Annotated in this window: 14 protein-coding genes; 6 read left to right on the forward strand and 8 right to left on the reverse strand. The window is 56.6% G+C overall.

Features of this window, described 5'->3' with window-relative positions:
• Window positions 1–19 precede the first annotated feature (19 nt).
• On the forward strand, window positions 20–1,696 hold the full coding sequence (locus tag ACL2XJ_RS03820; protein WP_413725668.1) for a glucosyltransferase domain-containing protein: 1,677 nt from the start codon (window positions 20–22) through the stop codon (window positions 1,694–1,696).
• Window positions 1,697–1,706: 10 nt separating this feature from the next.
• Here the strand turns inward: ACL2XJ_RS03820 and ACL2XJ_RS03825 are convergent, their stop codons facing one another.
• The 6 genes from ACL2XJ_RS03825 to ACL2XJ_RS03850 all read right to left on the reverse strand — a co-directional run bounded on the left by ACL2XJ_RS03825 (window position 1,707) and on the right by ACL2XJ_RS03850 (window position 8,475).
• Window positions 1,707–2,636 carry an ABC transporter permease gene (locus tag ACL2XJ_RS03825; RefSeq protein WP_413726845.1) on the reverse strand — a complete coding sequence of 310 codons (930 nt, stop codon included), beginning with the start codon at window positions 2,634–2,636 and terminating at the stop codon, window positions 1,707–1,709.
• Window positions 2,637–2,731: 95 nt separating this feature from the next.
• The gene (locus tag ACL2XJ_RS03830) at window positions 2,732–4,429 is read right to left on the reverse strand and encodes a sugar ABC transporter ATP-binding protein (protein ID WP_413725669.1); all 1,698 of its coding nucleotides are present in this window, start codon (window positions 4,427–4,429) and stop codon (window positions 2,732–2,734) included.
• 226 nt (window positions 4,430–4,655) lie between these two features.
• A complete protein-coding gene (locus tag ACL2XJ_RS03835; protein ID WP_243701516.1) occupies window positions 4,656–5,759 on the reverse strand; it encodes an autoinducer 2 ABC transporter substrate-binding protein in 1,104 nt (367 codons plus the stop codon).
• On the reverse strand, window positions 5,743–6,729 hold the full coding sequence (locus ACL2XJ_RS03840; RefSeq protein ID WP_413724080.1) for an ABC transporter permease: 987 nt from the start codon (window positions 6,727–6,729) through the stop codon (window positions 5,743–5,745). Before ACL2XJ_RS03840 ends, ACL2XJ_RS03835 begins: the two co-directional genes overlap by 17 nt.
• A gap of 63 nt (window positions 6,730–6,792) precedes the next feature.
• Window positions 6,793–7,446 carry a DAK2 domain-containing protein gene (locus ACL2XJ_RS03845; protein WP_413725670.1) on the reverse strand — a complete coding sequence of 218 codons (654 nt, stop codon included), beginning with the start codon at window positions 7,444–7,446 and terminating at the stop codon, window positions 6,793–6,795.
• Window positions 7,447–7,461: 15 nt separating this feature from the next.
• Entirely contained in the window at window positions 7,462–8,475 is a 1,014-nt protein-coding gene (locus ACL2XJ_RS03850; RefSeq protein ID WP_413725671.1) for a dihydroxyacetone kinase subunit DhaK, read from the reverse strand.
• 252 nt (window positions 8,476–8,727) lie between these two features.
• Between ACL2XJ_RS03850 and ACL2XJ_RS03855 the strand changes: the two genes are divergently transcribed.
• Window positions 8,728–9,789 (forward strand): LacI family DNA-binding transcriptional regulator, encoded by a 1,062-nt coding sequence (locus tag ACL2XJ_RS03855; RefSeq protein WP_413725672.1) that lies wholly within the window; start codon window positions 8,728–8,730, stop codon window positions 9,787–9,789.
• Window positions 9,790–9,911: 122 nt separating this feature from the next.
• On the opposite strand, the gene ACL2XJ_RS03860 is transcribed toward ACL2XJ_RS03855, so the two are convergent.
• The gene (locus tag ACL2XJ_RS03860; RefSeq protein WP_413725673.1) at window positions 9,912–10,583 is read right to left on the reverse strand and encodes a GntR family transcriptional regulator; all 672 of its coding nucleotides are present in this window, start codon (window positions 10,581–10,583) and stop codon (window positions 9,912–9,914) included.
• Between the two features lie 71 nt (window positions 10,584–10,654).
• Window positions 10,655–11,434, reverse strand: a complete 780-nt coding sequence (locus ACL2XJ_RS03865) for a 5-oxoprolinase subunit PxpA (RefSeq protein WP_203521032.1) — start codon at window positions 11,432–11,434, stop codon at window positions 10,655–10,657.
• Between the two features lie 150 nt (window positions 11,435–11,584).
• Between ACL2XJ_RS03865 and pxpB the strand changes: the two genes are divergently transcribed.
• The 4 genes from pxpB (at window position 11,585) to ACL2XJ_RS03885 (ending at window position 15,521) form a co-directional block, all read left to right on the forward strand.
• Window positions 11,585–12,310 (forward strand): 5-oxoprolinase subunit PxpB, encoded by a 726-nt coding sequence (gene pxpB, locus ACL2XJ_RS03870; RefSeq protein ID WP_413725674.1) that lies wholly within the window; start codon window positions 11,585–11,587, stop codon window positions 12,308–12,310.
• Entirely contained in the window at window positions 12,307–13,272 is a 966-nt protein-coding gene (locus ACL2XJ_RS03875; protein WP_413725675.1) for a biotin-dependent carboxyltransferase family protein, read from the forward strand. The genes pxpB and ACL2XJ_RS03875 overlap by 4 nt, the downstream gene beginning before the upstream one ends.
• Window positions 13,273–13,305: 33 nt before the next feature.
• Entirely contained in the window at window positions 13,306–14,232 is a 927-nt protein-coding gene (locus ACL2XJ_RS03880) for a dihydrodipicolinate synthase family protein (RefSeq protein WP_413725676.1), read from the forward strand.
• Between the two features lie 113 nt (window positions 14,233–14,345).
• Window positions 14,346–15,521 (forward strand): M24 family metallopeptidase, encoded by a 1,176-nt coding sequence (locus ACL2XJ_RS03885; protein WP_413725677.1) that lies wholly within the window; start codon window positions 14,346–14,348, stop codon window positions 15,519–15,521.
• Window positions 15,522–15,529 lie beyond the last annotated feature (8 nt).

Genomic DNA, 15,529 nt, shown 5'->3' on the forward strand with positions numbered 1-15,529 from the left:
TCCCAAAGGATTGCTTGATATGGACGTTATAAACAGCGTTGCCCTGTACGGGATTGCAGGGATATTTATTGCCTTTGTTATCTTGCTTGCGTTTATTTACAAAAATACGTTATGCAGAGCATTTAATAGGGCCGACCACTCATTAGCAGGTTTCGCCGTGCAATTGCGCTTTGACGGCTTCAATCTACGTGAGCTGGCGGTCTTGATTTTTATAGGCGCGGTATTTTATGGCTATTTTTTATCAACGTTCTCATTGTCTATCGATAACGAATCCGCGGCTCTTCGCCAGGACTCCGGCGTTTGGGTGAGTCAGGGAAGATGGTTCACCTATCTTATCGAGAGATTTTTATTGCAGCAGCCTTCGGTTCCTTTTGCCCCTTATGTCCTTTTGATCATCGCATTTGCCGTTTCTTACCTTGCGCTCGTCAAGGCACATGGTTATAAAGAAAGCTGGAGGACCTACCTGGCCTATCCTGTTTTTTGCGCCTTCCCCACCTGGTGGGCCATCGCGACGTTTTACGCCAACACTCCCGCTTTAGCCATAGGACTCGTTTTAACCAGTTTGGGCGCTTATCTCTATTTTGGCGCAGGCTATACCGGGAAGATAGCAGGCCATAATTCCCTTGCCAAAAATACGGTCGTTATCACGATGCTGGCTTGTGGCATTGCCGCTTATCAATCTCTGATTCTGATGTTTGTCTCTTACGCGTGCGGCATCTTGTTAGTGAGGTGTTTGCGTATTGGTGGCGTACGTCGGATACCATTAAAATTGCTGGCAATGGCTGTATTCAGAGTAATGCTCCTAGTGAGCGCTGCGATACTTGTTTATGAAGTCATTAATAAACTGTCCCAACACTTTATTGCCCACGACAGTGGCTATATCGCTAAAGCTTTTTTTAATTATGATAAAACGTTATCAGAACCTTTACGCGTGCTGCGCTCCATTTCCCGGGAACAGCTGGCTATTTATGGCGGGTCTACTAAAAGATATGGCGCTAATTTAGCCATGAATGGAGTAATAATCTGTCTGGCTACTTTAGCTATTTTACGCACCAATTTTTTCAAAAATTCAATCAATTTTGTGTTATGGCTGGGCGTATTATTTTCTCCGTTCGCTTTACATTTGGTCACCGGCGGCGAGCCCTTACCGGTGCGCACGTTAATTCCCATCGCGTATGTCAGCTGGCTGGCATGTATCATCCTGCTGTCCTGTCAGCGTGCCGTGACTCTTCTGGCGAGCGGCATTCTGGTTGGGCTGTTACAGATAAAAATCATCGGCGTGACGTCTCAATACATCGCGTCAGCCACTATCGTACAATCACACGACAGGCTGTTGGCCGCCGATATTTACAGCAGGATTGGTGAATTAAGCGCTGATTTCGATCCCAATGCCCCCTTGATAATGGATTTCTACGGTCGAAAAATTTTCAGCACGACTTATTATGCGAATGCTTGGCAAGGAACCATGCAGGGCTCATTTTTTTCGTGGGATCATGATAATATTTCTCGTATCACCCAATATATGAAAGTAATGGGTTATCACAATATTGTCCTGCCTAGCGACGTCGAGAGAAAAGCGCTCAGCATTGTTTTTGAACAGATGCCGGTCTGGCCCGCCGCCGGCTCGGTTAAAAAGGTCGGGGACATTTATCTGATCAGGCTCAGTAAAGATCCGGACACAACACATGCTATATAAGCATGGGACCTTATCGGGTAGGTTTAATGGAAAACAGCATACCGGCCAGTACTATAAAGGCGCCGATAATGGCCAGTTGCCAGGTGCTCGGGATGCCCACCAGGATCAGCACATTATTCACCAGCGTGATCAGGATGACGCCGAGCAGGGTGCCTACCACGCTGCCGGAGCCGCCGGTGATGCGGGCGCCGCCGAGAACAACGGCGGCGATAACCTCCAGTTCGGAACCCGCCAGGTCGAAGGGATTGGCCAGGCGGTTGCTGGCGACATGCATAATGCCGGCGATGCCGGCAAGCAGGCCCGCATAGGCGAACACAAACACCCGCACGTTACGCAGGTTATAGCCAAGCCGTTGGGCAATGTCGGCATTACCCCCCACCGCATAGATGGCCCGGCCCATCAGCGTACGCTGCAGCAGGTACCAGGTGGCGACGGCGGCAACCGCCAGCGCCAGCACGTAGGCGGGAAGCGCCGACGTCCCGCCGCCGGCGCTCTGGTGATGGAAAAGCGCATATTTGCCGAACGCATCCATCGATGCCGGGATGTTCATAAACAGCGCCGTACCGACAAAGGTCAGCAGGAAGCCGCGGATCACATACTGCGTGCCGATGGTCACAATCAGCGACGGCGCCCTGAGGGCGCTGACCAGCAGGCCGTTGGCCGCCCCCAGCAGCGCGCCGCCCGCCGCGGCCATCAGCAGAATGGGCGCCATGGACATGCCGGGCGCCAGGTCCGTCACCAGTTTGGTGATGACGTACATCACCAGGGCGGCGATGGCGGTGAAGGAGACGTCAAGCCCGCCCGCCGCCAGCACCACCAGGACGCCCAGCGCAAACAGGCCGCTTTCCACGGAGGAGCGCGCCATGTCGAACAGGTTCGACACCTGCCAAAAGGCGGGGTTGAGGGTGCCCACCGCTAGGCAGACCAGGACTATCAGCAGCAGCGTCACCGCCGGCGGATGGTGAATGAACCAGCGGCTGAGGCGTACGCCGCGGCTTGCCGTGCCGTCGCGGCGATGCTGTGTTGCGATATCGGTCATTGTGGCGTCTCCGGGCGCTCTTCCGCCGCCATGGCGCGGTACAGCGCCCCTTCCTCAAGGTTATCCGCCGCGAACGTCGCCGCCACGGCCCCCCGGCGCATCACGAGGATGCGGTCGCAGTTTTGCAGCAGTTCCGGCAGGTCGTCGCTGATGATGATGACGCCCATGCCGTCGCCGGCGAGCCGCTGGATGATGCGATAAATGGTGTCCTTCGAGCCCACATCCACCCCCGCCGTGGGCCCGTGCAAAATCAGCAGCCGCGGCTCGATGGTCAGCCAGCGGCCAATGAGCACGCGCTGCTGATTGCCGCCGGAGAGCGACGTGACGGGGTTGTCGCTGTCGGGGGTGACAATCTGCAGGTCATCGATGGTCCGCTGGGCGGCGGCGTGATTGCGTTTGCCGTCCAGCAGGCCGAACGAGCCGCGCAGGCGGTCGAGCATCGCCACGATGATATTCTCCTTAATCGATTTCTCCAGGAACAGCCCCTCGGACAGCCGGTCCTCCGGCACATAACCGATGCCGGCGCCGATGGCCTGCGCCGGGCTGCCGAGGGTGATGGCGGCGCCGTCCAGCGTTATCCGGCCGCTGTCCGCCGGTAAAATGCCCGCCAGGGACAGGGCCAGTTCATTGCGGCCGGAATCCAGCAGCCCGGTGATGCCGAGGATTTCACCGCGCGCCAGCTGGAAGGACACGTCCCGGTAGCCGCCGCGCCGGCCGAGGCCGTCGACGCCCAGCAGCGCCTCGCCGCCGTCAAAGGCGGCGCGGTACCGGGTGTCATCCAGCTGCTTGCCGGTCATCCAGAAGGCGAGCTGCTGCTTTGACTGTCCGGCCACATCGCATTCGGTGACTTTCAGGCCGTCGCGCATGATGATGGCCCGGCCCCCGATAGCCTTGCACTCGTCGAGCTTGTGCGTGACGAACAGCACCGATACGCCCTGCGCCTGCAGTTTGCCCACCACCGCAATCAGGTTGTCCACCTCGCGCCGGGTGAGGGCGGTGGTGGGCTCATCCATGATGACCAGGCCGGCGTCCGACGCAATGGCCCGGGCAATGGCAATCAATTGGCGGGTGGCTATCGGCAGTTCTTCCACCGGCGTGTCGAGAAACGCCGCATCGGCGGGCAGGTTGACCTTGGCCAGCGCGCGCACCGCGGTGTCCTTGAGCATGCGCAGGTCCAGGCGCCGCGCCAGACTGCCGCCGGCGGCCACCAACTGGCGGGTCAGCGCGACGTTTTCGGCCACGCTGAGATTGGGCAGCAGCGACAAATCCTGATAGACGGTCTCAATGCCGGCGGCCAGCGCGCCCACCGGCGTCAGCTTGTCCACCCGCCGGCCGTTGATCAGCAATTCGCCGCCGTCGGACGGCTGCGCCCCGGAAATGATTTTGATCAGCGTGCTTTTGCCGCAGCCGTTTTCCCCCATCAGGTGATAGACGCGGCCGCGTTCGATAACAAAACTGATGCCTTTAAGCGCCTTGACGCCGCCAAAGTGTTTTTGCAGATCGCGCACCTCGAGAAAAGGCACGGTCTGCGCCGGGTTGCCGGCGGGCGAGGTATCGGCTTGAACGGTCACGGGCATGGCTTTTATCCAGGCAGGTTTGCGGGTGGGGATCGGCAACTGGCCGCCGATCCGAGTTTGTTGACAAAGTGCCTGGTCGGGATAGGCTGCCAGATCGTAAACACGCCGTGAATCCATCCCTGGAGGCTCGATCCGCGCGATTACGGCTACCTTCCTTGGTCGCCGCCCTGCGGGCCAACGCCTGGCGGCGTTGTTCCAATACGCTCCCGGCGTATTGGTCCCTGGCGCGGACGGTTTACTCTTCTGGCAGCCTATCCCTCCCTATTAACTCTGAGTACTTTGTCAGCAGTCTGAGACCGGCGGCCGGCCGCCGATCCGTTGCACTCTCTATGGCCTTAGAGACTCAGAACGGGTATTGCCGGTAGTTGGACTTGTTCACGTCAACCCAGGCCTGACCGGTGACGATGATGCCCTTGCCGGGACCCTTTTTCACCGACACCTTGTTATAGCCGGGTACGCCCAGGTCCATGCCGTCGGTAACCTGCTTGCCCTCCAGCAGCATCTGCGCCACCTTGTTCATGATGTAGCCGGCGTCCTTGGGATCCCAGAAGGAGATGCTCTGCACGGTGCCGGATTCCAGATACTTGCTGGTGTCCTTCGGCAGGCCGATACCGATGACGCACACCTTGCCGGAGAGGCCGGCTTCTTCCACGGCGCGGCCGATGCCGATGACGTCATTGCCGGCGCTGCCCTGTATCCCCTTGATATCAGGATATTTACGCAGGATTTCGCGCGCTTTCTCATAGGCGGTATTAGCATCATCGAAAGATTCATTCTTGGGGGACACCAGCTGCATCTGCGGGTACTTCTTGGCGTTCTCGGCGCTGCCGTCGGCCCACTGCACGTGGGTCCGGCTGCCGAGGGAACCGACGAAGGTGGTCCATTTCCCGCTTTTGCCCATGCATTGCGCCAGCTGTTCGTTGAAGTGGGCGCCAAGGGCGGTGTTATTGAACGCCTCGATATCCACCTGGGTATTTTTGACGCTGTCCCCCTCATGGGTAACGACCTTGATGCCGCGATCCATGGCGCGTTTGAGCACGCCTTCAGTGGCCGAGGGGTCCATCGGCACCACGGCGATGGCGCTGACGTTCTTGGCGATCAGATCCTCAATGAGATGTCCCTGCTGGGCGGCATCGGCCTTGGCCGGGCCGATCTCGCTGGTGGTGACGCCGGGATTGTCCCGGCCGTAGGCAACGACGCCTTCATTCATGCGGGTGAACCAGTTCTCGCCGGTTATCTTTACCACCGTCACGATGGACGGCGCGTCTTTCGCGAGCAGGGGCGGCGCCGCGCACAGGGCGCCCAGCGCAACGGCGAGGGCGGTAAGTTTACGTATCATTGGCATCAACGTTTCCTCATTATGGTTGTGTTGCACGTAGGGTAAGAGTTCGCCGCCGGCGCCGATAAGACGCCGGCGGCGATAAAACGCGTCACGTTCGTGACGCAAGCCAAGACCGGATATCGACGCGCGACACCGCCAGGAACAGCAGCAGCAGCAGGCCCCAGGCGCAGTCGCGGAAAAAGTTGGAAATATTCAGGAAATTGAACAGGCTGGCCAGCATCTGCAGCGCGGTGGCCGACAGCACGACGCAGACGATGCGCCCGTAGCCCCCGTCCGGCCGCACGCCGGCCATCACCACAATCAGGATGGCGATAAGCACATAGGAGCTGCCATAGTCCCACTTCACGCTGGAGGTGCGGGCGGCGATGACGATGCCGGCGATACCGGCCAGAACGCCGCTTGCGGTGTAGGTGAGAAACAGCATCTTTTTCAGCGCGATGCCGGCGTACCGCGCGGCCTTGGCATTGCTGCCCATCAGATAGAGCCGCAGGCCGAAGGGGCAAAAACGCAATACGATGCCCAGCAGCAGCGCCACCGCCAGAAACAGCGAAAAACACAGCGGCAGGCCCAGCACCGGCGAATTGCCGAAATCGTCCAGCGGTTCGATATAGCCGATACTGATGGCCGACCCGTTGGTCAGCACCACCGCGATGCCGGTGAAGAACATCTGCGTGCCCAGGGTAGCGATAATCGGCGTCAGGCCGGCATGGGCTATCAGGAAGCCGTTAAGCATGCCCCCCGCCAGCCCCACCAGCAGGGCGACGGCCGCGAAGGCCCAAACGAACAGCAGCGGGGCGTCATCAGCCGACACCCAGTGGCGCACCAGCAGATAGGACAGGACGCCGGCCAGATTGGCCAGGGCGATGCCGGACAGGTCGATGCCGCCATTGCCCGAAATCATCGCCAGCATGACGCCCAGGGCCAGCAACCCCAGTTCGGGCACCTGCGCCGACATGGATTGAAAGTTGTACAGGGTGATAAAGTTGGCGCCGGCAAACGCCACGCCGGCCGCTAACACCAGCACGTTGGCCGCGGCCAGAAAATTGAGCTGACGGTCCGACAGAATGTTACGCATCGATCATCTCCTCCCGACAGCGCCCTCTTTTGGATTCGCCGTCTCCGGGCCCGTCAGCGTTTTTCACGGTAATAGCGGGCTTTGTTGGAAAAAGTCATGCAGCACCCGGAATAAAATCACCGCGACGCTACCGCCCGAATCGACGATACCCAGGCCTTTTTCCGCGAAAGACGCGGCCTTGCCCCATTGAGGCAGCATGGTACGGGTTGCATCAAGCCCCTGCTCCGCCGCTCGAAAAGCGGCCTCCACCGCCTGCGCCGGCGAGGCGCCGCCGTCAATGCCGTCCGACAGCGCCTGACTGGCCGGCAGCAGCACGTCCAATACCGTTTTATCGCCGGCCCGGGCTTTACCACGGTCCGCAATGCCCTGGGTAAAGGCGTTAAAAAACCGTACCAGCAGCTGACCATCCAATTGGGCAGCGGCGGCGGGAAGCGCTTTTCCGCCGCGCATAAACCCGGTGGCCATCAGGGTTCCCATGGTTGATGGCGCGGCTTTCGCCATCGCCACGCCGCAGAGGGCAAAATATTCGCCAATGCCCTCCTGCTCCCCCGGGACTGTGTTCGCCGCGGCGGCAAACGCTTTTTGCATCGTGATGCCCAAATCCCCATCGCCTATCTGTTGATCGAGCGCGATCAGGGTAGCGCGCTGTTCGATCATGGCCTGATGCCAGGCGGCGACCAGGGCGCGGCACTGTGTTAATGACAAACAATCAACCATCGGCGGATGCTCCTGTCAGTTATCAAGTCTTGGCTGGATAAAGAATGGCGTATTCGCCGGCTGAGCCAGATAGCCCTTCAGCTCGGCGTCAAGCTTGCAAACCGATAATGAGAAACCGGTCATTTCCATTGCGGTGGCAAACTCGCCGCAATAGACATGGAAAACGGCAATCCGCCGTTCGGCCAACACTTGGTGAATGCGGTTATACAGGATATACAGCTCATCTTTCGGCGTGGCGCCGAGACCGTTAAGCAAAATTGCCGCCTGGTCGTTCTGGCTGAAGGTCAACTCGTCCAATAGCAGCGGCAGAATGCGATCAATAATGCGGTCCGCGCTTTCACGTTTGCCTGTGCTGATGCCCGGTTCGCCATGAATACCCATGCCGAGCTCCATCTCATCTTCCGCCACGGTAAACGCCGGGGTGCCGACCTCGGGGATGATACAGGGCGACAAGGCAACGCCGATGGTCTTGGTCGCATCGCCGGCGCGGGCGGCCAGTCGCGCCACCTCCTCCAGGCTCAGGCCCGCCGCCGCCGCCGCGCCGGCAATTTTATAGATAAAGAAAATACCGGCCACGCCCCGCCGCTTTGACCGACGGTCCGCCGTGGCTGAACCGACATCATCGGCGCCCACGACCGTAGCGGTGTTGATGCCGTCGAAACCGGCCAGTTCGGCGGCCAGATCAAAATTAAGAATGTCGCCGCTGTAATTGCCGTACAGATACAGTACGCCGCTGCCTTGATCCACGGCCTTGGTGACATTCAGGATTTGATCCGCCGAAGGCGATTGAAAAACATCCCCCACCGCACAGCCGTCAAGCATGCCCTCCCCCACATAACCTAGGAACAGGGGTAAATGGCCCGAACCGCCGCCGGTGACCAACCCCACTTTGCCAGGCACGGCCGGGACGGCGTTAACCAGACAATGCACATCATCAGCGACATATTTCAACTGGCGAGGATGGGCGGCATAAATACCGGCCAGCATTTCCACTACATATTCGGAGGGAGCGTTAATAAATTTTTTCATCGGATAAATGTCCATAATCTCCATAATTTTCAATGGAGAAATAAATGATTAACCGCTTGATGAAATAGATAATAGGAAGGTAAAAAAAAGCTGTAAACTAAAATTTTACTAAAATATAGAGAGGATTTTAATATGTGAACAGTGTCACAAGCCCGTTCATTAAACCTGATAGAGTTAATGATAAAGATAGGCAATTTTAAATTTTTATTGGAGTATTTAAATGTAGTTATCATAAGAACCCATGGGGAATTTATGGCAAAAATAAAAGATATCGCGCAACGCGCGGGCGTTTCCCTCAGTGCGGTCTCAATTGCCATGAATGGCAAGCGGGGCCTCAGTATCACTACACGCGAACTGATTCTGAAGATTGCTCACGAACTCGATTATCATTCCTCACGACAGGAGAAATATCCCGGCGTGATCCGCTTTTTAAAAATTGCATTACACGGCAATACCGTTAATGAAAATCATAGTATATTCATTAACGGTTATATTGATGGCATGATTGAACAGGCGGGAAAATTAAAGCTCTCACTTGAGGTGGCGCATTATAAGGGCATAAGCGTAGAACAGATAGTTGAAAAACAGAGCAGTCTGCAACCCGTGCTAGGCGTCATTATATTAGGCACCGAATTCGAACAGGCCGATTTTAGCGCATTGAAAAATATAAAAGCACCGTTTGTGATTATTGATAATATTAACGATTTTCTTCCCTATGATTTTGTGAATATAAATAATCGGGGCGCCGTATTTAAAATACTCCATCACTTTCAGCGCAGCGGCCTGACCCGAATCGGGCTGATTACCAGCTTTGCCCACACGCCTAATTTTCAGCAGCGCGAAGCCGCTTTTCGTGAATTGGTCGGCCAAGTCGGACTGGCCTTTGATAACCGGGATACCCTCAGCGTCAATTCCACCCTTGAAGATGCCTATCAGGCAATGAAGCACTATCTGGCGGCAGGAAAGCCGCTCGCACAGGGGTACTTTTGCGTCAATGATATTATCGCTTGCGGCTGCCTGAAAGCGCTCAAAGAATATGGCCTAAGGATACCGGAAGATATTTCCCTGATTGGATTCGACGATCTGCCGATTTCCGCCGTGATAGAGCCTCCGCTGACAACCATCCAGGTGTTTAATAAAAAACTCGGCGCGGCGGCGGTGGATTTACTGTATCAGCGCATCAGCTTGGGAAAAAGTTCCAGCCATACCAATATATTGATCTGCGGCGCGCTGATAAAACGCGCAAGCGTGCAGATAAAAAGTCACGGCATACCGCACCAGGAAAGCCTTTCGGGTTATTCACACCCGCGATAAGGATGCCCTAAAGTCCACGTTTGCCAGCGCAGCCAGCCCATCAAGCCGGCCGCCGATGTCCGGGTTCTCCGCCAGCCGCACGCCAATTAAGCCATCATTAACGTATTCGGATTGGCCGGGAGTCAAAACTGGCTTAACCGCCTGATGATGCCTTCCCGGACATTATCGATATGCGCGGCAATCAAACTCTGGGCAAGCTCGGGCTGATTGTCACGCAGCGCCTGAATGATTGCCAGGTGCTCTTTATGCCCGGCCTCGAATCGTTCGGGAACCTGCGTAAGATGGAACATATGGGTTTTAAGACGCAGGGTCCGGATGAAATTCACCAGCATTCTGTTGCCGCTGTAACGGGCTATGGTTTCGTGGATGCGTGAATCCGCCTCCCAGTCAGCCTCCGTGTCAGGAACTTTTTTCAACAGCAGCGCCCTGACCTGCTGCTCCATTTCATCCAATTCGCCGAGCGGAATTTTGCCGGCCGCCAGGCGGGTCGCTTCGGTTTCCAGTATTCGGCGGATATGCAGGGTTTCAACCAGTTCCTGAATGGAAAACTCTTTAACAGAGGGCGTTCTGCCGCCGTTTCTGGCGATAAAGCCTTCATTTTCCAATCTGTTCAGCGCATTGCGTACCGGCGTGCGGGAAATATTCATCATGTCGGCAAGGCGGCGTTCCTGCAGTACGGTATTGACCGGCAGTTCACGCTTGAGGATCATTTCCAGAACGGTTTCGTACGCTCTCTTGCTCAGGTTTTGCTCAACCTCATCTGCGGCACTGAATAACTGATCGGCAAGCTTCATGATATATCACCATAAAAGAGAAATTTTCTTATTTTTACGTTTTAGGTAGGGGTGATGCCAGCTTTTTCAGGTTACGCTTTTGCAGCGAGCACCTTGTCCATGGTGGCGAATGCAATGCCCTGCTTTTCAAGCAACCGGCGAACCGACCTGGCCATTTCAACCGCGCCGGGCGTATCGCCATGCACGCAGAGGGAATCTATCGGCACGGGAATCAGGGTGCCGTTTGCCGTAACGATCGCGTTTTGTTCCATCATCCGCAATATCCGTTCACTGGCCATGACCGGATCGTGCAGCACGGCGCCGGGTAATTTTCGCGACAGCAGATTGCCGTTTTCAGCATAGGCCCGGTCAACATAGATTTCCCTTATCACCGGCAGGCCCACTTTAAGCGCTGCCGTTTCCGTGCGCATGCCCGGCATGACCACCATGATTAAATCCTTATCAACGAGGTAAATCGCCTTTGCTACCGCCATGGCGAGATCGTCGTCTTCAGCCGCCATATTCCCCAGCGCCCCGTGGGTTTTAACATGCTGCAGCCGCATACCCTGGCTTTCGGCCAGCGCTTTCAAAGCGCCTATCTGGTATATCACCTGACGCTGGATCTGCAGCGGACTGTCGCCGATTATCCGGCGGCGGCCAAAACCGGGCAGATCAAAAAAACCCGGATGGGCCCCGATGCCCACCCTCTTTTGCGAAGCATTGTCGAGAGTTATCGCCATGACATCGGGATCGCCGGCATGGAAACCGCAGGCAATATTGGCGGAAGTGACAATCTCAAGCATTAGCTCATCAGAACCCATTTGCCATGCTCCGTAACTTTCACCCATGTCGCAGTTCAAATCGATTAGCATCTGACATTCACCTCAACTGTATAATTTTAATATCTATTTTTTCTAAGATAAGTTTTTTGTCTTGTACAATTATTGACAGCATGCCAATGGTATGCCAAATGTATTCCGACTACAAATAGCTTTATTCTATGTTAGGAACGTAAAGTGGAAATGGCCGACAATTCTGTTCGTTGGGAATTTCAGCCGGTCGCGGATCAGGCTGTTAATATTGATTTCGGCGAGCTGATAGATGAAGAAATTAATCTTCGAATAACGTCCCTGGCCGCGGCAATTAATAATAAACGGCTTACGGGCGTAACGGCCTGTATTCCCACTTATCGTTCCCTGACGGTGGCATATGACTCAGCTTTAGTCAGGCAGTCCCATTTAATTGAACGTTTGAAAGAACTGATAACGACCGTAAAAACCGAGACAAAAACGCGCAAATGCTGGTACCTGCCGGTCTGCTATGGCGGTAAATACGGTGTTGACCTGCCGGCGTCGGCCCAAACGCTTGCATTGAGTCCCGATGAGCTTATCCGACTGCATACCGCAACCTGCTACCGGATTTATATGATTGGCTTTATGCCCGGTTTCGCCTATCTGGGCGGGCTTGACGCCAGACTTCACATACCCAGACGAACCGCCCCGCGGCCAAGTGTCCCGGCAGGCAGCGTAAGCATCGGCGGCATACAGACAGCCGTGGGATCCGTGGCGGCTCCCAGCGGCTGGCATTTGCTTGGCCAAACACCGGTCAAGAGTTTCGACCCGTTGCGCGAACAGCCTTTTCTTTTTACCGCCGGAGAATATGTCGAGTTCGTTCCCATTAAAGAAAATGAATATGTGAAGCTCGCTGACGACCGGGGTTATATGCCTGACTGGAACCTGCGGGCATGACCTATTTTGACGTTATCTCGCCGGGACTGTTATCCACCCTTCAGGATGGCGGCCGTTTCGGCTATGAAGATAAAGGCGTCCCGCCGTCAGGGGTGCTGGACGAGCTGAGCTTCGCCATTGCCAACGCTCTGGTGGGAAATCATCCCGGAACAGGGGCTATCGAATTCACCCTTACCGGCCCAAGCCTGCGGCTGTGCGGTGACGGATACTGCTTCTTTTCGGTCACCGGCGATTTTAGCGCCACATTAAACGACGCGCCCTGCGCAACTTACCAGAATCACCGGATGCATCCTGGGGATATTTTGTCGATTCAGCGCGTTATTTCCGGCGCCAGAGGCTATCTGTCCATTTCCGGCGGCTTTGCCGTGCCGCCGGTTCTAGGTAGCGTCTCCACGCTGATGCGGGCGCAGCTGGGAGGGGTTAACGGACATCCGCTGCGCAAGGGCGACCGCCTGCCCATTGCCCCGCAGCGGCATTCGGTATGCCATGGCGTCCGGGCCGAACGGATTCTACCCCAGATGGAAAAACGAGCCGTGCGAGTGGTTTGGGGACCTCAGGACGATTACTTCGACGATGAAGCGCGGGCGTCCTTTCTCACCCAAACCTATACCCTCTCACCACAGTGCGATCGAATGGGATACCGCCTGAAAGGCAGCCCGTTGGCCCATGTAAAAGGCTTTAACATCATCTCCGATGCGATATGCGCGGGGAGCATCCAGATTCCGGGAGACGGCCAACCCATTGTGGCCATGAACGATCGCCAGACTACCGGCGGCTACCCGAAGATTGCCACGGTGATCCGCGCGGATCTGGCCAGGCTGGGCCAGATGAAACCGGGCGATCCCATTCGTTTTGAAGCGGTATCGGTAGAGAAAGCCGAGGATTTATGGCAGGGAAGGCAGAAGATCCTCGTGCAAAAGCTGGCGGCGCTTAATAAAAAAGTCTTGGCGGCATGCCCGTAACCTGCGTGCGGCAGCGCTAACGAGGAATGACAAATGTCTGTAATCACATCTAAAACAAAGGGCGTTTTTGTTATTGCCGTGACGCCGTTTCGGCATGACGGAACGATCGATCCCGGCAGCATTGACAGTATGGTGGATTTCTATTTTGAAAAGGGCGCCGACGGGCTGACCATTCTGGGCATGATGGGAGAAGCGCCCAAGCTGACATTGGCCGAGTCATTGGCGGTCGCCAGGCTGACGTTGGCACGCGCGTCAGGCAAACCGGTTATCGTTGGCGTTTCCGCGCCCGGCCTGGCCGCCCTCGGAGAACTGTCCGGTAAAGTCATGGACATGGGCGCTGCGGGGATTATGGTCGCCCCGCCTGCCACCCTGCGCACCGATGAACAGATCATCAATTACTACCGTCACGTGATCGACATGGTCGGCGCCGAGACTCCGGTGGTGCTGCAGGACTTTCCTCTCTCCACCGGCGTGCAGATTTCAACCAAGACGCTGGGGGTCCTTTTTACGGCCCACCCCAGCATTGTCATGCTAAAACACGAGGACTGGCCGGGACTGCAAAAAATCAGCGACATCCGCCGGGCCGAAGCGCAGGGACAGCGTCCCGTATCGATTTTGTGCGGCAATGCCGGGGTTTTTCTACCCGAGGAAATGCAGCGCGGAGCGGATGGCGCCATGACCGGTTTCGCCTATCCGGAAATGATGGTTGATGTGGTTCGGCTGATGAACGCGGGCAGGGTTGAAGAGGCCCATGATGTTTTTGACGCTTACCTGCCGTTGATTCGCTATGAGCAGCAACCCGGACTTGGCCTGGCGGTAAGAAAATACCTGCTGGCAAAACGCGGCGCCATTTCCTGCGCGGCACAGCGGCGTCCGGGAATCATGCTGAGCGAGCCGGCTGTTAACGAGATCGAGCGTCTTGTCGCCCGTCAGGATCGAAGACTTACCTTGCCGGCGTAAATCACATGAACAGGAAACAGTTGTGAACGGGGGCGCCAGCCACGCCATGGTCAATAACACATCTTCGCCGGCCGCCTTATGCGGGAAGGCCCGGCGTTGCGGGAGAATGAACAGTGAAAGACCGAATAGTGCGGTTTGACCGCGTGGAATTCGATACGCGGCAAAACAGGCTCAGACAGCAAATGGAAAAGCAAAAGCTGGATGCCATTATCGTTTCGGCGCCAGAGAATATTTATTACCTGTCCGGGTATCAAACCAAGGCGGTATTCACCTTTCAGTTTCTTTTATTCACGGTAAAAGGCCTGCTGTTATTGTTCACCCGGCAGATGGAAATTGCCAATGCCATGGCCGCCCATGCTGAAGGGGGATTTTCCGATTATGAAGTGTATCAGGACGATCAGGACCCCATGGAGGCCGCCATCGCTTTTTTGCGCCGCCATCTCCCTTCGGGGGCCAGGGTCGGGCTGGAACTGGCAAGCTGGTGCATGCCGGCCCAGCGCGCGCAGGGGATTACCCGTGGTTTTACCGCGGCAAAATGGATTGATGTCTCGACGCTTATCGATAGGCTGCGATTGGTTAAGTCGCCAGCAGAACTCATGGCGCTGGCACAAGCCGGACGTATCGGCGATGCCATCGCCGACCGAACCCTGGCGGCCATCGCTCCCGGCCGTACCGAGAACGATCTGGCCGCGGTGCTGATGACCGAAATGGTAAACCAAGGGTCGGAATACCCCGGCAGCTGGCCCAACGTGATGGTCGGCAAGCGCACCGGAAGAATTCATGCCGCCTGGGAGGGCGTTGCCATTGGCCGTGACGATCATGTGATGGCTGAAATCACCGGCGTAAAGCTGCGCTATCACGCGCCGTCCTGCCGAACAATCCTGGTGGGCAATCCGTTGCCGGCTATTCGCCACGCGGCCGAAGTCCTTGAAAAGGCACAACAGGCCGCCGTTGCGGCCGTGGAGGCCGGCCGTCCCGCCCGGGTCATCAATCAGGCGGCGGAGGCGGTGCTGGCGGCCAACGATCCCGGCTGTGTCGTCGCACGCCGCTGCGGTTATTCACTGGGCATCGGTTTCCCTCCTTCCTGGGGCGCGCAATGGCAGTTGGGGTTGAACTCGCTGGTGGAAGAGACGCTGGAAACGGGTATGGCATTCCATATCGTGCTGGTGGGGCATTTGCCGGAGGGACGCGCCGTCAGTATCGGCTGTACGGTCGCGCTAGGAGAAAACGGCCCTGAACGGCTCACCCGTGGCGGCGTGTTCTGGGCTGACGGCTCAAAACGCCTGTGAATCCCTGA

The sequence above is a fragment of the Sodalis sp. RH16 genome (assembly GCF_047324245.1).
Classification (GTDB): Bacteria; Pseudomonadota; Gammaproteobacteria; order Enterobacterales; family Enterobacteriaceae; genus Acerihabitans; species Acerihabitans ligni.